This is a genomic window from Mycolicibacterium gilvum (assembly GCF_900454025.1).
GTDB lineage: Bacteria > Actinomycetota > Actinomycetes > Mycobacteriales > Mycobacteriaceae > Mycobacterium > Mycobacterium gilvum.
Genome location: NZ_UGQM01000001.1, coordinates 6,128,580 through 6,148,425, shown reverse-complemented (window position 1 = coordinate 6,148,425; position 19,846 = coordinate 6,128,580). Strand labels below are relative to the sequence as shown.

18 protein-coding genes and 1 pseudogene are annotated in these 19,846 nt (G+C 68.9%); 11 read left to right on the top strand and 8 right to left on the bottom strand.

The window, feature by feature from the left end:
- The first annotated feature begins 599 nt into the window (after positions 1-599).
- The 9 genes and pseudogenes from rpmH (at position 600) to DYE23_RS29020 (ending at position 6,994) form a co-directional block, all read left to right on the top strand.
- On the top strand, positions 600-743 hold the full coding sequence (gene rpmH, locus DYE23_RS29060) for a 50S ribosomal protein L34 (protein WP_003930923.1): 144 nt from the start codon (positions 600-602) through the stop codon (positions 741-743).
- A 19-nt stretch (positions 744-762) separates the two neighbouring features.
- A complete protein-coding gene (gene rnpA, locus DYE23_RS29055; protein WP_013473310.1) occupies positions 763-1,137 on the top strand; it encodes a ribonuclease P protein component in 375 nt (124 codons plus the stop codon).
- The gene (gene yidD, locus DYE23_RS29050) at positions 1,134-1,481 is read left to right on the top strand and encodes a membrane protein insertion efficiency factor YidD (protein ID WP_011891734.1); all 348 of its coding nucleotides are present in this window, start codon (positions 1,134-1,136) and stop codon (positions 1,479-1,481) included. Before rnpA ends, yidD begins: the two co-directional genes overlap by 4 nt.
- A 4-nt stretch (positions 1,482-1,485) precedes the next feature.
- Positions 1,486-2,601: a membrane protein insertase YidC gene (yidC, locus tag DYE23_RS29045; RefSeq protein WP_013473309.1), complete on the top strand. Its 1,116-nt coding sequence runs from the start codon at positions 1,486-1,488 to the stop codon at positions 2,599-2,601.
- A 40-nt stretch (positions 2,602-2,641) separates the two neighbouring features.
- Entirely contained in the window at positions 2,642-3,259 is a 618-nt protein-coding gene (locus tag DYE23_RS29040; protein WP_013473308.1) for a Jag family protein, read from the top strand.
- Positions 3,260-3,341: 82 nt separating this feature from the next.
- A pseudogene (gene rsmG, locus DYE23_RS29035) lies at positions 3,342-4,025 on the top strand (16S rRNA (guanine(527)-N(7))-methyltransferase RsmG).
- The gene (locus tag DYE23_RS29030; RefSeq protein ID WP_013473307.1) at positions 4,025-5,035 is read left to right on the top strand and encodes a ParA family protein; all 1,011 of its coding nucleotides are present in this window, start codon (positions 4,025-4,027) and stop codon (positions 5,033-5,035) included. The pseudogene rsmG and the gene DYE23_RS29030 overlap by 1 nt, the downstream one beginning before the upstream one ends.
- The gene (locus tag DYE23_RS29025; protein ID WP_011891739.1) at positions 5,032-6,027 is read left to right on the top strand and encodes a ParB/RepB/Spo0J family partition protein; all 996 of its coding nucleotides are present in this window, start codon (positions 5,032-5,034) and stop codon (positions 6,025-6,027) included. The genes DYE23_RS29030 and DYE23_RS29025 overlap by 4 nt, the downstream gene beginning before the upstream one ends.
- Positions 6,028-6,244: 217 nt before the next feature.
- Positions 6,245-6,994: an acetyltransferase gene (locus DYE23_RS29020; protein WP_115328817.1), complete on the top strand. Its 750-nt coding sequence runs from the start codon at positions 6,245-6,247 to the stop codon at positions 6,992-6,994.
- 14 nt (positions 6,995-7,008) lie between these two features.
- Here the strand turns inward: DYE23_RS29020 and DYE23_RS29015 are convergent, their stop codons facing one another.
- From DYE23_RS29015 to DYE23_RS28980, 8 genes are all read right to left on the bottom strand, one after another.
- Positions 7,009-8,196: an N-acetylmuramoyl-L-alanine amidase gene (locus tag DYE23_RS29015; RefSeq protein ID WP_011891741.1), complete on the bottom strand. Its 1,188-nt coding sequence runs from the start codon at positions 8,194-8,196 to the stop codon at positions 7,009-7,011.
- Positions 8,197-8,256: 60 nt separating this feature from the next.
- On the bottom strand, positions 8,257-8,586 hold the full coding sequence (gene trxA, locus DYE23_RS29010; protein ID WP_011891742.1) for a thioredoxin: 330 nt from the start codon (positions 8,584-8,586) through the stop codon (positions 8,257-8,259).
- Complete coding sequence (gene trxB / locus DYE23_RS29005; RefSeq protein ID WP_115328816.1) at positions 8,583-9,593, bottom strand: thioredoxin-disulfide reductase; 1,011 nt, start codon at positions 9,591-9,593, stop codon at positions 8,583-8,585. Before trxB ends, trxA begins: the two co-directional genes overlap by 4 nt.
- A 113-nt stretch (positions 9,594-9,706) precedes the next feature.
- Complete coding sequence (locus DYE23_RS29000) at positions 9,707-10,309, bottom strand: RsmA family anti-sigma factor (RefSeq protein ID WP_011891744.1); 603 nt, start codon at positions 10,307-10,309, stop codon at positions 9,707-9,709.
- Positions 10,310-10,364: 55 nt separating this feature from the next.
- Positions 10,365-10,934 (bottom strand): RNA polymerase sigma factor SigM, encoded by a 570-nt coding sequence (gene sigM / locus DYE23_RS28995; RefSeq protein ID WP_011891745.1) that lies wholly within the window; start codon positions 10,932-10,934, stop codon positions 10,365-10,367.
- A gap of 78 nt (positions 10,935-11,012) precedes the next feature.
- Positions 11,013-14,555, bottom strand: a complete 3,543-nt coding sequence (gene murJ / locus DYE23_RS28990) for a murein biosynthesis integral membrane protein MurJ (protein ID WP_115329158.1) — start codon at positions 14,553-14,555, stop codon at positions 11,013-11,015.
- Positions 14,548-16,962, bottom strand: a complete 2,415-nt coding sequence (locus tag DYE23_RS28985) for a DUF6049 family protein (protein ID WP_013473302.1) — start codon at positions 16,960-16,962, stop codon at positions 14,548-14,550. Before DYE23_RS28985 ends, murJ begins: the two co-directional genes overlap by 8 nt.
- Positions 16,959-17,765, bottom strand: a complete 807-nt coding sequence (locus tag DYE23_RS28980; protein ID WP_041799776.1) for an NUDIX hydrolase — start codon at positions 17,763-17,765, stop codon at positions 16,959-16,961. Before DYE23_RS28980 ends, DYE23_RS28985 begins: the two co-directional genes overlap by 4 nt.
- 103 nt (positions 17,766-17,868) lie before the next feature.
- On the opposite strand from DYE23_RS28980, the gene DYE23_RS28975 reads away from it, so the two are divergent.
- Together DYE23_RS28975 and DYE23_RS28970 are read left to right on the top strand one after the other, a co-directional pair.
- Positions 17,869-19,329: a CCA tRNA nucleotidyltransferase gene (locus DYE23_RS28975; protein ID WP_041799778.1), complete on the top strand. Its 1,461-nt coding sequence runs from the start codon at positions 17,869-17,871 to the stop codon at positions 19,327-19,329.
- A 6-nt stretch (positions 19,330-19,335) separates the two neighbouring features.
- Entirely contained in the window at positions 19,336-19,839 is a 504-nt protein-coding gene (locus tag DYE23_RS28970; protein ID WP_013473299.1) for an FG-GAP-like repeat-containing protein, read from the top strand.
- The last annotated feature ends 7 nt before the right edge of the window (positions 19,840-19,846 follow it).

Below are 19,846 nucleotides of genomic sequence, written 5' to 3'. Positions count from 1 at the left end.
CTACCCCCTCGAAGGTCCCTGGTGGGGACCGCCACAAAGAACGGAAACGAACTGTCCACAAGGTTATCCACAGGTTGTGGAAAGAGGAAACTCGCCGCCGTTTGGTTGTCTACCGACGGGAACACCTCGCTGCCGGAGCTCATCACGATGTCCGTGGGCTCGCGGCGAGGTCCGGGTGTCCTCGCTTCGTTGTCTCGCACCGATCCGGCGTGGAATCGGCACCTGCCAGAAGCTAACAGTTTTCTCTCCGAGTGCCAACAGTTCTACAACAATCCGGGACCCCAAATCCGCGACAGCGCAATCGTTCCAGACGGACGTGACGGTTGTGGTTTCTGTGATGTTCCTGACGTGCGGCGGAACCACCCGGAGCGCGGGTTGTGAGGCACCGTGAGCAGGTTTGACCCAACCAATTCTCGTCAGTACCCTCGAGCAGTCGCCCGCACGTGGCGATACGGCTGCGACCGGCCCCGGCCGGGGACCGCGCCGGCTAAGAAGCGCAAGACCGATCGAGCTTAACAACGGCCGACTGTGTCGCGCCTGCCATGAGCAGTCATGGCGGGTGTGGATATGGCGGCCACACGCAACAAGGAGTGACAGCCGTGGCCAAGGGCAAGCGGACTTTTCAGCCGAACAACCGTCGCCGCGCGAAGGTGCACGGCTTCCGTCTGCGGATGCGTACCCGCGCCGGTCGTGCGATCGTCACGGCTCGTCGCGCAAAGGGCCGTCGTTCACTGACTGCGTGACCCGGTCAGGTCTGACGCGGTGCTTCCGGCGCAGTACCGGATGACCCGGTCGACCGAGTTCGGTGCCACAGTCAGTCGAGGGACGCGGGCGGCCCAGCCCGACCTCGTGTTGTACACGCTTCGTTCCGACGAGACCGGTGCGCCCGGACCCAGGGTCGGATTGATCGTCTCCAAAGCCGTCGGCAATGCCGTGGTGCGCCACCGTGTCTCCCGCCGACTTCGTCACGCGGCACGGGGGATTCTGGAACGGCTCGATTCTCGCGATCGTGTGGTGATCCGTGCGCTGCCGCGCAGCCGCGATGCGGGAACACAGCGCTTCGAACAGGAACTGCACACCGCGCTGGATCGGATCCACGCCCGCACCATCACCGCACGAAACGGGGCGCCGTCATGAGTGGTCGCTCGGCGGTGGTCCGTGCCGTCGTCTACGTCATCCAGCTCTACCGCCACACCATTTCGCCATTGCGACTTCCCACCTGTCGGTTCACTCCGACATGCAGCCAGTACGCCGTCGACGCGCTGACCGAGTTCGGGTTCTTCCGGGGCAGCTGGCTCGCCCTGATCCGACTCCTCAAGTGCGGCCCATGGCATCGCGGAGGGTGGGATCCCATCCCGGAACGGACCAGTCACAGTGACGCAACAGCCGACGGAGCATCGTGCGCCGCCGAAGTCTGCGACACTGCCGATCACCGGGTAGCCCCGGTTCAGCAAGGGAAGAGTCACACGAGTGTCGTTTAACTGGATGAGCCTGGACTTCATCTACTACCCGGTCTCGGCGATCATGTGGGTCTGGTACAAGGCGTTCGCCTTCCTCCTCGGCCCCACCAACTTCTTCGCCTGGGCCCTGTCGGTGATGTTCCTGGTGTTCACGCTGCGCGCCATCCTCTACAAGCCGTTCGTCAAGCAGATCCGGACGACGCGGCAGATGCAGGAACTCCAGCCGCAGATCAAGGCGCTGCAGAAGAAGTACGGCAAGGACCGGCAGCGGATGGCCCTGGAGATGCAGAAGCTCCAGCGCGAACACGGCTTCAACCCGATTCTGGGATGCCTGCCGATGCTGGCCCAGGTGCCTGTGTTCCTCGGGCTCTATCACACGCTGATGTCCTTCAACCGGACCCAGACCGGCATCGGTCGTCTGGGCTTGTCGGTGGAGGAGAACAGGCAGCTGGGCAACTACTTCTTCAGTGCCACGGACGTCCAGCACTTCCTGGACGCGAACCTGTTCGGCGCACCGCTGGGTGCCACGATGATCCAGCAGCACGGCCTGGACGCGTTCACCGAGTTCAACCGGACGTCGGTGATCATCGTCGGCGTCCCGATCATGATCCTGGCCGGCATCGCGACCTACTTCAACAGCCGCGCGTCGGTGGCACGCCAGAGTCCGGAAGCCGCCGCGAACCCTCAGACCGCGATGATGAACAAGCTCGCGCTGTATGTGTTCCCGCTCGGCGTCGTCGTCGGCGGTCCGTTCCTGCCGCTGGCCATCATCATGTACTGGCTCGCCAACAACATCTGGACCTTCGGTCAGCAGCACTACGTGTTCGGCAAGATCGAGAAGGAAGAAGAGCAGAAGAAGCTCGAGGCGATCGAACGCAGGGCAGCCAATGCCCCCGCACCCGGAGCCAAGCCCAGCCGGAAGAAGAAGGCGACGACCGACTCGGAGTCCGTCGAATCGACCACCGAGATCGAGGATGCCGAGCCCGTAGCGGAGTCCGCGTCCGGAGATTCCGCGAGCGCGAAGAAGACGACGCCGACGGCGGGATCAACTCCCCGAAACCCGAACAAGTCCGCAGCGCAGGGGGGGACGGCGAACCGTACCCCCAAACCTGGCGCGCGGCCCAAGAAGAAGAAACGTTGACGCGCGGGCGACCGCGAACAAAGGAGAGGTGGCTATTTCCATGACTGAGATCGACAGCGGCGCCGAAAGCACCGCAGCGGGAACGACCGATGTGTTGGCAGCGGCCGACGAGCCCGGCACCACCGAGGGAGTTGGGACGAGCACCGAGGGAGCCGAGGTGAGCACCGACGGTGCCGAGGCGCCGGTGGAGGACCTTGAGGACAGGCTGGTTGCCGAAGGCGAGATCGCCGGCGACTATCTGGAGGAACTGCTGGATCTGCTGGACTTCGACGGGGACATCGATCTCGACGTCGAGGGCGACCGCGCCGTCGTGAGCATCGATGGCGGCGGAGATCTGAACAAGCTCGTCGGCCGCAAGGGCGAGGTGCTCGACGCGCTCCAGGAGCTGACGCGGTTGGCCGTGCACCAGAAGACGGGTGAGCGGAGCCGCCTCATGCTGGACATCGCGCAGTGGCGTCGGCGTCGGCGTGATGAACTGGCCGCGCTGGGAGACAAGGTCGCCCGGCGGGTGCTGGAGACGGGCGACCGGGAGGAGCTCTCGCCGATGACACCGTTCGAACGCAAGATCGTGCACGATGCGGTGGCCGCGGTGGACGGAGTCCACAGCGAGAGCGAGGGCGTCGAGCCGTCGCGGCGCGTGGTCATCCTCGCCGACTGAGAGTTACATCGATGTAGTTCTTCGTCGATCAGAGCGAGTCCTGTCAGGTGGTTTCACCGCGGTCAGTCGGAGGATGTTTCACGTGAAACACGCGGAGATACCGCCGCCCCCCGACGCCGCCGCCGAGGTCTTCGGTCCGGCGCTGGGCGCGGCGCGGCGGTAGGCGGAGATCCTGGCAGGGGCGGGCGTCGAGCGGGGACTGCTGGGTCCCCGCGAGGTGGACCGAATCTGGGACCGGCACATCCTGAATTGCGCCGTGATCGGGGAGTTGGTCGAGGCGGGGGAGCGGGTAGCGGACGTCGGTAGTGGGGCCGGGCTTCCCGGGATACCGTTGGCACTGGCTCGTCCCGATGTTCACGTCGTTCTGATCGAACCTCTTCTTCGGCGTAGTGACTTCCTCCGTGAAGCGATCGAGGACGTCGGGATTGAGTGCTCGGTGGTGCGGGGTCGAGCTGAAGACCGCAGTGTGCGCGAGGAGGTGGGTCCGACGGACGTGGTGGTGTCACGGGCCGTCGCGTCGCTGGACAAGCTCGCGAAGTGGAGCAGCCCTCTCCTTCGGCCAGGTGGACGCATGTTGGCGATCAAGGGCGAGCGTGCCGCAGAAGAGATCGAAGAACACCGTCGAGCGCTGGCGGCACTGGGGGTGTCCGAACTGAAGGTAGAGAGATGTGGCGCGCGATTCGTGGATCCGCCCGCGACCGTGGTCGTAGGGTTTCAAGCGACGGCGCCGGAGAAGCGACCGCGTTCCGGAAGGAGGCAGCGCTGATGTCAGGCTCCAGCGATCCGGGAGTTGCGGAGGAGTCGAGTACCGCGCCGGCCGACTCTGTTTCACGTGAAACCGAGGGTTCACGCGAAACCGATGTTTCACGTGAAACGTGGAACGCCCAAGACGTTGACACACCGATCGGCGCCGAGGCCGCTCGCGCTGTTCGGCTGATGCAGGCCGCCGTCCAAGGCCAGCTTCCGCGGCCGAGTCGTCAGCGGGTGTTCACCATCGCCAACCAGAAGGGCGGCGTCGGCAAGACGACGACGGCGGTGAATATCGCGGCCGCGCTCGCGCTGCAGGGCCTGCGCGTCCTCGTCATCGATCTCGACCCGCAGGGGAATGCCAGCACCGCGCTCGGCATCGAGCACCGCCCGGGGACACCGTCGTCCTATGAGGTCCTCATCGGGGAGATCGGCGTCGAGTCGGCGCTGCAGCAAAGTCCGCACAACGAGCGGCTGTATTGCATCCCCGCGACGATCGACCTGGCGGGTGCCGAGATCGAATTGGTCAGCATGGTCGCACGCGAAGGACGGCTACGGACCGCGCTGGCCGAGTTGAAGCATCACGACTTCGACTACGTGTTCATCGACTGCCCACCGTCGCTGGGATTGCTGACGATCAACGCGCTCGTTGCGGCGCCCGAAGTCCTGATCCCGATCCAGTGCGAGTACTACGCGCTGGAGGGCGTGGGCCAGTTGCTGCGCAACATCGAGATGGTCAAGGCGCACCTCAATCCCGAACTCGACGTCAGCACCGTGGTCCTGACGATGCACGACGGTCGGACCAAACTCGCCGACCAGGTGGCCAACGACGTCCGGGAGCATTTCGGGAACAAGGTGCTGCGGACGGTCATCCCGCGCAGCGTCAAGGTGTCCGAGGCCCCTGGTTACGGAATGACGATCATCAGTTACGACCCCGGTTCACGGGGGGCGATGAGCTATCTGGATGCAAGTCGTGAGTTGGCGCTTCGGGGCGGGACCGCCCAGGACGAGGGAGGACGGGACCGATGAACAAGCAGGCCGGCAAGCGTAGTGGACTCGGTCGTGGACTCGCGTCGCTGATCCCGACCGGACCGGTCGAAAGCGGCGAGTCCGCGACGCTGGGTCCCAAGATGGGCGGTGCGGCCGCCGACGTACTCCTGGGAGGTGCGCCTGCGCCGGCGCAGACCGACACCAATCCTGCCGGTGCGGTTTACCGCGAGATCGCCCCGTCGCAGATCGATCCGAACCCCCGCCAGCCGCGCCAGGTCTTCGACGAAGAGGCACTCGCCGAGCTGGTGCACTCCATCCGCGAGTTCGGGCTCATGCAGCCGATCGTCGTTCGCGCGGTCCCCGTCGACGGCGACGAATCGCCCCGCTACCAATTGGTGATGGGGGAGCGGCGGTGGCGCGCCGCCCAACAGGCCGGGGTCGCGACCATCCCCGCCATCGTCCGGGAGACCGCCGACGACAACCTGCTGCGCGATGCACTCCTGGAGAACATCCACCGGGTTCAGCTCAATCCGTTGGAAGAGGCGGCCGCCTATCAGCAACTGCTCGAAGAGTTCGAGGTCACCCACGAGGAACTCGCGTCGCGGATCGGACGCTCACGTCCGCTGATCACCAATATGATCCGGCTGCTGCGCCTGCCGATTCCCGTGCAACGCCGCGTCGCGGCCGGCGTGCTGTCGGCCGGCCATGCCCGCGCGCTGCTGTCCCTCGACGGCGGACCCGAGGTCCAGGAGGAGCTCGCCGCGCGCATCGTCGCCGAGGGGCTGTCCGTCCGCGCCACCGAGGAAGCCGTCACCCTGGCCAACCGCAACGGCACGACACCGCCCGCGGCCCCACGGCGCAAGCCAATCCAGATGCCGGGCCTGCAGGACGTCGCCGAGCAGCTGTCGACGGCGTTCGACACCAGGGTCACCGTCAGCCTGGGCAAGCGCAAAGGCAAGATCGTCGTCGAGTTCGGATCGGTAGACGATTTGCAGCGAATTGTGGAGTTGATGAACGCGTCGCAGGCATGACCGACCACACCGGGGAATTACGTCACTGTGACACAGGTTTTCCGTGGCACCGCGAGCACGCCGAGCCGCCCCGGAATGGTGATGCGGCGCAGCCGAATTGGTTCACAGGTCCTGATCACCTGAGAATGCGCGACCGAATCGGGTCATCGGAACGCCGGGCTTCTATCCTGGAGGGGTTGCCGTCCGTTTCGGCGCGACGAGGAGACCGGGAAATCTAGTGGCCACGCGAATCACGCCCCTTCGGCTCGAGGCTTTCGAGCAGCTGCCGAAGCACGCGCGACGATGTGTCTACTGGGAGGTCGATCCACCGGTCGGCGGGGGCGGGGACCAGTTGGCGGACCCGGAGTTCGAGAAGGAAGCGTGGCTTTCGATGGTCATGCTCGAATGGGGCTCGTGCGGGCAGCTCGCCGTCGAATGCCGGACCGATCCCTCCGACGGCGAACCGCTGCCGGTGGCCGACGACGATCCGTGCCTCGGGTACGTGTTCTACGCACCTCCCCTTTCGGTGCCACGGGCGGTCCGGTTCCCGACCGGTCCGGTCAGCGCCGACGCCGTTCTGCTGACCACCCTGGGCATCGAGTCCGGCCAGAACAGCGACACCCTGGCGCACACACTGATCGCCGCCGTCGTCGCCGACCTGGTGCGCCGCGGCGTGCGCGCGCTCGAGGCCTTCGGCCGCACCGCCGCGGCGTCCGAACTGACCGGCCTTCCGTCGGTGCCCCAGGATGTCTTGCCCGTGACGGAGGCGCTGGGGGATTGCTCGGTGGAGCAGTGCGTCCTGGACGCCGATCTGTTGATGGACGCCGGTTTCGTGGTGGTGTCGCACCACACCTATTTCCCTCGGCTTCGCCTCGAGCTGGAACAGGGACTCGGGTGGAAGGCCGGCGTCGAGGCAGCGTTGGAGAGACTTCTGGAAAGCGCGCAGCTGGAGCAGCCCGTGGGTGCGGGGGCCGGCGTCGGCGTCTGACGGGGTGGGCGCCGCTAGCCGCGGCGTGCCTGCTCCACCGACAGTTCGTGAGCCAGCAGCTCGGCAAACGTGAAAGTGCCTGTGGGACGGTCGTTCTTGCCGAGCAGGTACAGGCGTTTGACCGCGGCGAGGATGCCCTCGGCGAGCGCGTCCCGGGATTCGGGGGAGACCAGCGTGGCCCTGTCACCCGGGTTGCTGATGTACCCGACGTCGACCTGCACGGTGGGCATACGGGTGAGCCGGAGCAGATCCCAGGTGCGGCCGTGCACTCGGCAGTCACGTAATCCGGTTCGCGCCACGACCTCTCGCTGGATGAAGTCGGCGAGGTTGCGTCCGATGGTGGACACCGAACCGTGGGAATTGCCGAAGTGGAACGAGGCGACACCGTTGGGCGCCGGACTGTCCTGGGTGGCGCACCGCAGGCTGATCATCATGTCGGCGCCCACCGTGTTGGCGGTGGCCGCGCGCTCGGCATCGGTGGGGGACGAGTTCGCCGATCGCGACAGGAACGTCTCGATGCCGATCGCCGTCATGCGACCCTCGAGGCGACTTGCCAAGTCCCACAAGATGTCCGCTTCGCTGATCGGTCCGTCGGGTCCGTTGACGATCACGCCGTGATCGGAGCCTCCACGACCCGGGTCGACGATGATGCGCTTGCCCGACAGGCGCGGTCCGGAGCTTCGGACGAGTTCCTCCTCCCGGATCGCGTGCGGCGAACCGCCGGTGACGCGAGCCCCGAGAAAGTACAAGGAGCGCAACGTCTCCGGGCCGCAGATGCCGTCGGGGTAGAGGCCGTACTCCCGCTGATACGAGGACAGCGCGTTGTGGGTCTGCAGCCCGAAATGACCGTCGACCAGACCGGTGTAGAAACCGAGATCCTGCAGCCGGGCTTGAAGTGTCGCGACATCGTCGCCGTACATCGGTGCGCCGAACTGATGGTTGAGGGTGCGCGCCCCGAGCCGGTAGGAGGCTTCCTTGAGTGCGCGGTAGGTGGCCTCACCGACGATTCCGTCGACGAGAAGCCCGCGGTGCTGCTGAAATGCGCGGACCGCATGGTCGAGTTCGTCGTCGAACAGATCTGCGGCGACGTGCTTGCCGGTGCTCAGATCCTCGTCGGGGTCGGTGGCCATGCCGAGCGCCGCGAGAGCGGCTCTGATCTCGGCGACCGCACCCCCGCGGTCACCGCGACGCAGACTCGACATAGGCCGATTGTCTCAGACAGGTTCCCGATTCGGGAAAACCCCAGGATCGGTTTCGTGTCGCTAGACGACGTCGGCGATCTCGCGCAGCAGGGCCGCTTTGCCCTTCGCGCCGACGATCCGCTTGACCGGCTGACCGTCTTTGAACAGGATCATCGTCGGAATCGAGACCACCTGGAAGTCACGGGCGGTCGCGGGGTTCTCGTCGACGTCGAGCTTGGCGACGGTCAGCGATCCGGCCTTCTCCGACGCGATCTCCTCGAGAACCGGCGCGACCATCTTGCACGGCCCGCACCAGGTGGCCCAGAAGTCGACCAGAACCGGGGTTCCGCTGGACAGAACGTCGTCGGAGAACGAGTCGTCGGTCACGGTGACCGTGCTGGAGTCGCTCACTGCTGTGCTCCTATCAAGTCGGTGTCATCGGTGGCGCTGTCATCGGTTGTGGTGGAGGTACGTTCGCCGGGCTCGGCGTGCTCGGCCAGCCAGCGCTCCGCGTCGATCGCTGCGGCACAACCACTTCCGGCCGCCGTGATCGCCTGCCGGTAGGTGTGGTCGACGAGATCGCCTGCGGCGAAGACACCTTCGACGGAGGTGTACGTGGTCCGGCCCTGTACCGAGACGTAGCCCTCGTCGTCGACGTCGACCTGACCACGCACGAGTTCCGAGCGGGGATCGTGGCCGATGGCGACGAACACGCCGGTCACATCGAGGCGGGACTCCTCGCCGGTTTCGCTGTTGCGCAGGCGGATTCCGGTCACCTTGGGATCGCCCTCGATCGACAGAACCTGCGTGTTGGTCAGGAAGGTGATCTTCTCGTTCTGCTGCGCGCGCTCCAGCATGATCTTCGACGCACGGAACTCATCGCGCCGGTGGATCAGCGTGACGCTGCGGGCGAACCGGGTCAGGAACGTCGCCTCCTCCATCGCGGAGTCACCACCGCCGACGACGACGATGTCCTGGTCGCGGAAGAAGAAGCCGTCACAGGTCGCACAGGTGCTGACACCCATGCCGAGCATCTCGTCCTCACCGGGGACGCCGAGGTGGCGGGCGGCCGCGCCCATGGCGAGGATCACCGCCCGCGCGCTGTGGGTCTCGTCGCCGACGGTGACGGTCTTGACCGGGCCGGTCAGGTCGACGGCGTCGACGTCTTCCATGCGCAGATCGGCACCGAAGCGCAGCGCCTGCTCGCGCATCTCGTCCATCAGCTCGGGGCCGGTGATGCCGTTGCGGAATCCGGGGTAGTTCTCGACCTCGGTCGTGGTCATCAACGCGCCGCCGAACTGGCTGCCCTCGAACACCAGCGGCGTGAGCTGGGCGCGGGCGGCGTAGACGGCGGCGGTGTAGCCGGCCGGTCCGGAACCGATGATGATGACGTCGTGAACGGTGTCTGAGGAGGTCATGCGAACCTTTCTGCCTGGGGCGAGAGTTCTCCCGAAGCGCAGCTGCGTCAACAGCTGCATACGTTGAACACCAGCGTAGGCCGGGGTGTTCCCGGCGGCGCACCGGGCCGTGTTCAGCGGCGGACGGTGGTTTCGGCCAGGAGGTCGGAGTCCCCGCCGCCGCATCCTGTGCCGACGGCCACGGCGTGGACGCGATCGGGGTCGTCTCCGGTGAGCGCCAGCAGGATCGCCGGCCGTCCGGAGACCTGTAGCTGCCGCCCGCCGACGACCTCGACGGTAGTCGGGTGGCCGAGGGCGGCCAGGCACGACGCGAGGCGCGCCGGGTCGGCGAGCGGCCCCAGATCTGGCGCGGCGGCGACCACTTCCCACAGGTCCTGTTTCGAGAGCGGAAACGACGGCGCGACGGTGATCTGTGAGGCGGTGGGGCCGGCCGGGAACTGCGGTGCCGGATCACCGCCGAGGGTCAGCACCGCGAGCACCACGGCCGTGATCGCCGCCCCGGCGCCGAGGACGAGGCCGGCCCGTTGAGATCCGCTCAGCACCGGACGGTCCACCGCGTGGGCGCCGGACGCGTCGCGCAGCGCGGCCGTGATGCGCGCGGTCACCGCCGGCGGGACCTCGGGCGCGGACGCGGTGTCGGATCCGAGGTAGGCCAGCTCACGACGGAGGCGGGTGACGGTCTCAGGGTCCGGGGTGCTGTCGGTACCGCCGCCCATCTCGTCGCCCCCGCCGCATCGCCGCCTGACAGATCGTTCGAGGTTATCGAACGGGTCAGTCGACGGCGGCGAAGCAGTCCAGCGCCGCGGCGAGTTTGGTCCGGGCCCGGGAACACCGCGACTTCACGGTCCCTTCGGGGACCCCGAGCATGCGGGCCGTCTCGGCCACCGAGAACCCCTGCATGTCCACGGCCACCACCGCGGCGCGCTGCTCGACGGGCAGGCACAGCAGCGCCCGCTCCACGACAATCGCGGTGTCGACGTGTCCGGTCGGGTCGAAGGCGCCCGCCGACTCGTCGTCGAGGACGTCCCATGCGCGGGTTTTGTTGCGGCGCAACCGATCCAGACAGGCGTTGACCACGATGCGGTACAACCAACTGCTGACCGCGCAGTCCTGGCGGAAGGTTCGGGCGGTGCGGTGCGCGGCGAGCATCGCGTCCTGCAGTGCATCGGCGGCGTCGTCCGGGTCCCGGCTGGTCAGATGCGCGAGTCGATAGAGCTGACGGTGGTGCCGATGGAACAGTTCCTCGAACGCGTACCTGTCGCCCGCCACGTGTGCGGCCAGCAGTTCGGCATCCGTGCGCGGCCCGGGTGGTCGCTGCGGATGTCCCCCGAATATCCCCACAGCCGAACACTAATCGGCGCCGGGGGAGGGGCCGGACACCAGTTTCCGGGTGCCCCGAAGGCCCGGGTCGGCGTCGGCCTAGGACGCGGCGTTGAGCGTGATCTCGGCGATGTCGGAGCGGCTCTGGCCGCCGACCTGTCCGAGCGTCGACACCCACACCAACACGTACGAGGTGGGCTCGGCGTCGTCGACCTCGATGGTGTTCGAGCCGGGCTTGAGCGTGGTGGGCTCGGTCAGGGCCGTGGTGTCCTCCAGCGACGACGGCGTCGCCGTCGAGGACGACCGGATCTGCACGGCGGTGCCGGTGCTGTTGAGGTTGACCGTCACCGAACCGATCCGGGCGGGTTCGGACAGCTGCAGCATCAGCCCGACGCCGTTCTTGAAGTTCGGGAACGGCACGGGATCGGTGTAGGTGTCGATGGGCCACACCGTGGTGGGGTCGCCGTCGATCGCGAGGCTTGCCGCATCGGGTGCGTCCGCCTCGCCCTCGGGTGAGAAGACGGTCGCGCGAACAGGTTCGAGCGCAGAGCCGGTGGCGGTGCTGGGGCTGTCGGTCTGCGATGAGGACGGGGCGTTGAGGCCGAGCTCGTCGCCACCGAGCCCGCTGCCGACGTCCCCGAAGATCCTGCTGAGGACGGTCGCGAGCAGGATCACCGCGACGACGACGATCACCCCGGCGACCGAGAGCCCGATGGTGAGGTTCCTTCGGCGCCGGGCAGCGGCCTCCTCGGCGTCCTCGGGATCGGCGCTCCACGAGGTGTCGGCGACCGCCGCGGGGGACGGCTCGTCGACGGGGGAGATGTGGTCGGTCCGGTCGGCGATCGCGGTGGCCTGCTGGAGCAGGTTGAGCAGCGTCGGCGCGCTGCGGATACCGCCGCCCTCCTGGACGGCGTGCGCGGCCGCGGCCGAGATCTGGAACGGGATGTCGCGGTCCATCGACCGCGGCTCCGCGGGCTGACCGGCCGCGTCGAGCTCCGCCGGCGCGAGCCCGCTGGGTTCACCGGTCTCGGGCAGCGGCCACCGGTTGATCAGCAGCGCGTACAGCGACGCGCCGATACCGCGGATGTCGTCGTCGGGGGTCGCGTCGGGCAGCGTCGCCGGGAACGCCAGCGCGACGTCGCCGTCGATGCTGACCCGGATCCTGCTCGGATGGTCGATCGACAGCGCGACCCCGTTGCTGTGCGCGACCTCGGCGGCCGCGGCCAGCGACTGGATGGCGCGGGCGCCGCCGATCGGGGACGGGTTGGTGGCCGCGACCTCGGCGAGCGAACCGCCGCGGATCCACTCGGACACCACGAGGCCGCCGGTGGCGGTCTTGAGGACGTCGAGGACGCGCGCGACACCCGGCATGTCGATCTGGCTGAGCCGCTGGGTGCGGTCGAGGATGCCCTGGACCTGCTGATCGGGCATCGTGGCGTCGGGCGCGACGAACGTCAGCGCGACCTGACGGTCCAGTGCCGTGTCGGTGGCCTGCCAGAATTGCAGATGCTCCGGGCCGCCGTGCGAGACGAGCAGGCGGTAGCGCCCGCCCGCGATGGTGGCGCCCGGGATCAGATGCGTGTCCTCGGCGGGGGTGGCCGCTTCGATCGCGGGTTCGCGCGGCGGGTCGAACGCGAGTGCCTCGCGGGTGGGGTCGTTGGAGTAGTCGGCCCGGGGGCGAAGCACCGCCTCGGTGGGCGAATCTGCCGCCGGCGTCGCGGCGGGCAGGGCGGTGGTGGCGGAGTCATCCGCGGCGGGCTCGGGCTGGTAGGAATCGGGGACGTCGGGCTGGAAGTCGTCGGCCGAGGGCCCGGACTGCCCGGACGGGCGGTCCGCCGGGTCGAGCTCAGACGGAGAATCGCTGGTGGGTTTGTCGCTCACCCCAGATCCTTTCCGCCTCCCGTCGTCGGCGATGTCGGCCGATGGCCCCCGCCGATTGCTCCGATCAGCGTACGTGAGCGCCCGCGGCGGCATCTGCGGGACGGGTGACGCGGCGGCCCCGCCCCGAACACCGAGCCGACGCCGCACGGCGGCGACCGCGGCGAGCGCGTCGGGAACCTTCGCCGCGACCAGCACGCCGACGATGATCGGGCCCATCACCAGTCCGAGCACCATGAGCCGGATCAGCGAGCCCCCGCCGCCCGAGTGCTCGGTGAGCTGTTCGAGTCCGAGGAGCTGGTCGGCGATGTGGGCGATCAGCCCGGCGGACAGGGACGCGGTGATCGTCACCAGGATCGTGCGCACGACGTCGCGGCTGACCAGGTGGCCGCCCGGCGGGTCGAGGCGTGCACGCAGGAGCAGGTAGCCGACGGTCGCGCCGGCCAGGAATCCGAGACCGTTGGCCAGCCCGAGGTAGCCGGCGACGAGCTGCGGATCGTCGGTCAGGTGCGGCGCGGCCAGCGACGCGGCGATCTTGACGATCGTGATGACGACGATCAGCACGATCGGCGTCCACGGTTCCTCGCGGGCGTAGAAGACGCGCAGTTGCAGCAGCACCATCGTGTAGGGGATGAGCGTGAAAGCCGACAGTGTGATCGCCATGCCGAGATAGCCGGCGTCGACGGCACCGAAGTTGCCGTAGGAGAACAGGGCGCTGCCGATCGCGGGGCCACCGACGGTCATCAGCGCGACGATCGGGATCAGCGTGAGCATGGTGAGCCGCGTCGCCAGGGACAGGTCGGCGAGCACGGCGCCGCCGTCGCCGGAGGCCGCGTTGCGCGACAGTCGCGGCATCACGACGGTGAGCACGGTGACGCCGACGATGCCGAACGGCAGCTGCAGGATCAGCCAGGTGTAGTTGTAAATGGCCGGTCCCGACGCCGCCGACGCGCTCGCGACCTGGTTGCCGACGATGAATCCGACCTGGCTGACCAGGACGTAGAGCACCATGGCCAGCGCCATCATCCCGAACTTCTTCAGGCGCGCGTCGATGCCCCACAGCGGCCGCAGACTGATCCGTTCGCGCCGGATCGCGACGAACAGCACCGCGGCCTGGGCGACCACGCCGAGGGTGGTGCCGATGCCGAGCACCAGCAGTTTCGCATCGCCCATCCGGACCGGGTCGAGTGAGAGTTCGCCCGGCACAAGGACATACAGCCCGAGGGTGGCGATGGCGACGACGTTGTTGACCACGGGCGCCCACGCGGGGGGCCCGAAGATGTTGCGGGTGTTCAGGATTGCCATGAACACCGAGGAGAGCCCGTAGAAGATGATCTGGGGCAGCAGCAGGAATGCGAACGCGGTCGTGAGCGGCTGATTCACCAGCGGCTCGGAGCCGAGCATCAGGTTGACCAGCAGCGGTGCCCCGACGGTCGAGATGATCGTCACCGCCAGCAGCAGCGCGGTGGCCAGCGTCAGGAGCCTTCGGATGAAGGCGGCTCCGCCGTCGGGATCGTCACGTTCGGCGCGCGCGAGCACCGGCACGAAGATCGCGGTGAACGTCGCCTCCAGGACCAGCGCCGCGATCATGTTGGGGAGCTGGTTGGCGACGGTGAACGCGCTCGAGAGCGCCGCGCCGAGGATCGCGGCGAGCAGCACGATGCGCGCGAACCCGGTCAGCCGGCTGACGAGCGTCGCGACGGCCATCCCCCAGGACCGGGAGACGACCGCGCGGTCGGACATCTCCGGACGGGCGTCAGGCATCGCGGCCTCCGGGCGCGGTCCTGGCACGGCGTCCTGCTCTGCCGGAGTCGGTCGCGTCGTCGGTGTAGGCCAGCGCGACGTCGATCGGATCGGGTCGCGTCGGGTCTGCTTCCAGGTCGGCGCGGTCGGGCTGGCCGCGGAACCGGTGCCACAGCCGGCGTCCGACGAGCAGTGCCAGCACCACGCCGCCGGTCAGCGTGATGACGAACAGCACCTTGCCGTACGCGTTGGAGTGCACCGACAGCCGCACCGGCTCGCCCAGGGGTAGCCCGTCGGCGGTGCGCAGGGCGACGTCGACGGCGACGCGCTGGGTGAAGTGGACCTCGATCGGCACCTTCAACGGCAGGAAGCCGGGGGGCAGCACGATCTCCCCCATGTCGGTGACCTCCATGCCGGGCGGCGCGTCGATGTCGAGGCGCACCCGGATCGGCACGGGCAGGTCATTGCGCAGCGCCAGCGGCAGCGGGCTGCGTTCGGTGGCCAGCGTGTAGGAGCCGCCGGGGTTGACGATCGTGACGGCGTTGAAGAGGTCCTCGACCGTGCGGCCCACGGTGGTGAGGCGCTGCTGGGCCAGGCCGTTGCGGGCATCCGGCGGGACCGAAAGGCTCAGGGCGCGAAGCAGATCCTCCCGCAGCGGCGCGGTGTACCCGTTTCCGGTCAGGCCGGTGCGTTCGTCGGTGGCCAGCGCCGCGGTCAGGCCCCAGAGGCGGCCGGTGGCTGCGGAGATGCCTGTCACGACACCGGAGTCGAAGCGTCCGCGCGGGTTGCCGAGCGCACCGGCGGGCGGACCGGACTCGCGCGCGGTGGTGCCGGCCTCGGCGATCAGAACGGGAAGTGGACGCGGGATCGCCAGCCCGGCGCGGATGCTGGTGCCGACCGCGGTCAGGACGGCCTGCGCGTCCGGTGCGGTCAGGTTCCACATCAGCGGCGGCACCAGGATCTGGGTGCGTGGCGTCGTGTCGGGATTGAGGCTGCGCCACAGCAGCGCACCGAGCGCCACCTGCCGCCGCGCGGTGTCGGAGTCCTGCTTGACGGCGATGTCGAGCGACGGATCGACATAGGACGGGGATTCGGGCGTGGGTCCGGCCCCGGCCAGCGCGGCACCGACCGCGGGGTCGAACGGGGCGGCGACCACCGAGGGCGCGTAGCGGACCGGTGCGGTGTCGGCGGTGGCGGGCGTGCCGTCGCCGGTCTCGCCCGGCCCTTGCAGTTCCGCTGCGGCGATCGCCACGGTCGGACCCTGCCCGGCCAGCAACTGGACCACCGGCTCGGTGAGCGGGCCGTCGCCGACCAGGGTCACGCCGCGGAAGGACGGCACCCCGAGGATCTGGTCGACGATCGGGCCGGCGCCGGTGGTGGCGATCGCCGACAGGCCGGGGTCGGCGACGCGGTTGAGGGCGTCGAGGTCGGCCTGGGCGTAGGTGGTGGGGGCGACGCACAGACGCCGCGCGAGCGTCTTGAGCCGGTTGAGCCATGTCACGGCCGCCTGCTGGCCGGCGCCCGGATGCGTCGGGGTGGTCGGACCGGCGTCGGCTGCGTCGTTGACGACGTAGCCGTTGGTCATCGCGTTGACGGTGACGAGCAGGTCGGGGTCGACGGCGATGCAGAGCGCGCGGGCGAGGGATCCGTCGGGGTCGACCTCGGGGCCCGTCGCGAAGTCCACGGCGGCGAGCATCGTGTCCAGCCGGCCGCCGGGTGCCAGTGACGTCGCGAGTTCGTCGTCGATGAGGCGTACCGGTGTGGTGCCGCCGGGTGCGCCCGCGGCCAGGCGGGGGCGGTCGGCGAGCGGCCAGAACATGGTCAGTCCGACGGGCCGGGTGGTGTCGGGAGGCACCGCCGATTCGAAGGCCTCCCCGGCGCCGTCGGACCCCTCGGCGGGGGGCACCCCCAGCACCGGCAGCAGGAACCGTGAGTCGTCGAGCCGCGCCGGCGAGCCGTAGTCGGGGGTGCCGTTGACGTTGACCATGAGCGGGTACACCCCGGGCGCGTCGATCCGCATCGACGGGCCGTTGTCGGAGCGCAGCGGATAGGCCAGGCGGAACGGAACCTCCTGACCGCGCGCCAATTCCGGTGCGGCCGTGATGAAGTCGGCCACCGGGAGATACTGGTCGACGTTGCCCGTCAGCTCGGTGCGCAGTTCGGTCGACGCGGTGACGGCCTCGGCACGCTCGAGGCGGATGACGACGTCGCGGACGTCGCGGTCTCCGATGTTGCTGACCGTCCCGGTGACCGTGACCGTCTGGTCGCTGGTGGTGGTCACGATGTCGGGGGTCACGGTGTCGATCTGGATCCGCAGGAACGGCATCGCGCCCGGCTGGGCGCCGGCGACGGGGGCGGCAGCCACCGGGAGGACGGCGAACAGCAGCGCAAGGACCGCGACCAGAATCCGCCCAGCCGACCCCGTCACGGGCCCTGACCGCAGCCGTTCGTCCGCCGGCCGGGTTGTTGTTGCGCGGAGGGATCGGACCTGTGCTTGCGGGTGTGGGAGTGCGTCTGGCCGCGTCGGCGCGGCGCGGAGTGGGGCAGCGGCGGAAGTGCGCCCGGCCCTTCGGTGTGGAGCTTGTCGATCAGCTCGTCGGCGACCTCGGCGAGTTTGCGTTCGTCGGCGTAGGCCAGCCGGGAGGGGAGGTCCTTCAGCGGCACCCACGCCACCTCGGTCACCTCGACGTCCTCGTCGGACAGTTCGCCGCCGAGGAATCGCATCAGATAGTGGTGCACGGTCTTGTGCACGCGCCTGCCCTCGGTCACGAACCAGTAGTCGATGCTGCCGAGCGCGGCCAGCACGCTGCCCTCGATCCCGGTCTCCTCGGCGACTTCGCGGATCGCGGTCTGCTCGGCCGTCTCACCCATCTCGATGTGGCCCTTGGGCAGCGACCACAGCATGCGGCCGCGCCGGTCGACTCGGCCGATGAGCGCGGCGACCTGGCTGTCCTTGGGGCCGTCGAGGCCGTCGATCACCAGGCCGCCGGCCGACGTCTCGTGCACGGTGCGGAGCCGCTCCTGCGGACGCCGGGTACGGGTTCTCTGCGGTTTCGGGGGTTGACCCGCCTGATCGGCGGTGCCGGCGCCGGAGCTCTGCTGGCGGGCGCCGGAGTTCTGCTGGCGGGCGCCGGGGGCCTGATCGGTTCCGGCTTCGGGCGGCCCGGCAGCGCGTCGGCCCCGGCGGCGCCCGCGGCGCCGTCGTGGTTTGGCCTGCTCGCCGTCCGACACCCCAGCGATGATAGTTGCCGGCGGCACCCGCCCCGACCGCACTCGCCGGTCGGTGACATGGCTGTGACCAGTGGGCTCGCCGGGACCAGTAGGCTCACCGGACGTGTCCGACCCCATCTCCGACGCCGAACGGCTGGCCACCGCGCAGGTTGCGCTGAACCGCCGCGGCGACGTGCTGCGCGATCTCGGTCGGGTGTTCGCCGACAACGGCCACGAGCTGTACCTGGTGGGCGGCCCGGTCCGCGACGCGCTGTTGGGCCGCTTCGATCCCGACAAGAACGATCTCGACTTCACCACCGACGCGCGTCCCGAGCAGATGCAGCGTTTCCTGCGGGGCTGGGGTGATGCGCTGTGGGACACCGGAATCGAGTTCGGGACCCTCGGTGTCGGCAAGGGCGAGGACCGGCTGGAGATCACCACGTTCCGCGCCGACACCTACGACAAGGTGTCGCGCAATCCCGAGGTGCGCTTCGGCGACAACCTGGCCGACGATCTGGTCCGTCGTGATTTCACGGTCAACGCGATGGCGGTCCGGGTCACCGCCGACGGACCGACCGAATTCCTGGACCCGCTCGACGGGCTGTCCGCGCTGCGCGACGGGGTGCTCGACACTCCTGCCGCCCCGGAGGTGTCGTTCGGCGACGACCCGCTGCGGATGCTGCGCGCGGCGCGGTTCGTCTCCCAGCTCGGCTTCACCGTCGCGCCGCGGGTGCGGCGCGCGCTGGAGGAGATGTCGTCGCAGCTCTCGCGGATCACGGCCGAACGGGTGGCCGCGGAGCTGGACAAGTTGCTGCTCGGCGCCGATCCGGTGGCGGGGCTGGATCTGATGGTCGACACCGGTCTGGGCGAGGTGGTGCTGCCCGAGGTCGGTGCGATGCGGATGGCGATCGACGAGCACCATCAGCACAAGGACGTCTATCAGCATTCGCTGACCGTGCTGCGGCAGGCGATGGATCTCGAGGGTGCCGACGGGCCGGACCTGGTGCTGCGCTGGGCGGCGCTGCTGCACGACATCGGCAAGCCCGCGACCCGCAGGCATGAACCCGACGGCGGGGTGAGCTTCCACCACCACGAGGTGGTCGGGGCCAAGATGACCCGCAAGCGGATGCGCGAGCTCAAGTACTCCAAGCAGATGATCAGCGACGTGTCGCAGTTGGTGTACCTGCACCTGCGCTTCCACGGGTACGGCGACGGCCGGTGGACGGATTCGGCGGTGCGGCGCTACGTGACCGACGCCGGGCCGCTGCTGACGCGGCTGCACAAGTTGGTGCGCGCGGACTGCACGACCCGCAACAAGCGGCGGGCGGCGCGGCTGCAGGCCAACTACGACGACCTGGAGCGCCGGATCCAGGATCTCGCGGCCCGCGAGGATCTGGCCAGGGTGCGGCCCGACATCGACGGCAACGAGATCATGAAGATCCTGGGGATCCCGCCCGGCCCGCAGGTCGGCCAGGCCTGGAACCACCTCAAGGAGCTGCGGCTGGACCGGGGTCCGCTCGACCACGACGAGGCGGTCGAGGAATTGGTCCGCTGGTGGAACGAGCGGGGCGGTCCGCGCGTCTGAACAGGTGTGGAGTACTGCCTGAGTGACCTCGACGGGACGGCGACCGTGTGGACTGCGGGTCCTGACACCGATCTCGACGGCGACGGCGTGTTCGACGCGGTCGCTCTGGACCTCGACGACGACGGTGTGATCGACGACGCGCTGCTGGACCTCGACGACGACGGCACGGCCGATCACGCGGCGCGCGACCTGGACGGTGACGGAACCCCGGAGGCGTACTTCACCGACGACGGCACCGGCGCGTGGTCGGTGAGTGCGGACCGGATCGGCGCGGCGCTGCGGTGGTTCGGCCTCGACGGCGTCGAGCACCCGGCATCGGCGGATGCGGCCGACCTCGACGGTGACGGAGCACCTGAACGCCTGGCCGACACGAATGGCGATGGCTTGGCGGACCGGGCTTTCGGAGCCGGTCAGGCCTGGGTCGACACCGACGGTGACGGCCGCTGGGATGTCCGGCTGGCCGACGCCGACGGTGACGGGGCCGCCGAGGCCGCCGAGCACCTGCGCTGACATCGTC

Coding starts and splice junctions, on each gene's coding strand:
- yidD (WP_011891734.1), top strand. CDS start 1,134: ATGAGTGGTCGCTCGGCGGTGGTCCGTGCCGTCGTCTACGTCATCCAG.
- DYE23_RS29000 (WP_011891744.1), bottom strand. CDS start 10,309: ATGGGCGGCGGTACCGACAGCACCCCGGACCCTGAGACCGTCACCCGC.
- DYE23_RS29015 (WP_011891741.1), bottom strand. CDS start 8,196: ATGTCGAGTCTGCGTCGCGGTGACCGCGGGGGTGCGGTCGCCGAGATC.
- DYE23_RS29040 (WP_013473308.1), top strand. CDS start 2,642: ATGACTGAGATCGACAGCGGCGCCGAAAGCACCGCAGCGGGAACGACC.
- DYE23_RS29030 (WP_013473307.1), top strand. CDS start 4,025: ATGTCAGGCTCCAGCGATCCGGGAGTTGCGGAGGAGTCGAGTACCGCG.
- yidC (WP_013473309.1), top strand. CDS start 1,486: ATGAGCCTGGACTTCATCTACTACCCGGTCTCGGCGATCATGTGGGTC.
- DYE23_RS29025 (WP_011891739.1), top strand. CDS start 5,032: ATGAACAAGCAGGCCGGCAAGCGTAGTGGACTCGGTCGTGGACTCGCG.
- trxB (WP_115328816.1), bottom strand. CDS start 9,593: ATGACCTCCTCAGACACCGTTCACGACGTCATCATCATCGGTTCCGGA.
- murJ (WP_115329158.1), bottom strand. CDS start 14,555: ATGCCTGACGCCCGTCCGGAGATGTCCGACCGCGCGGTCGTCTCCCGG.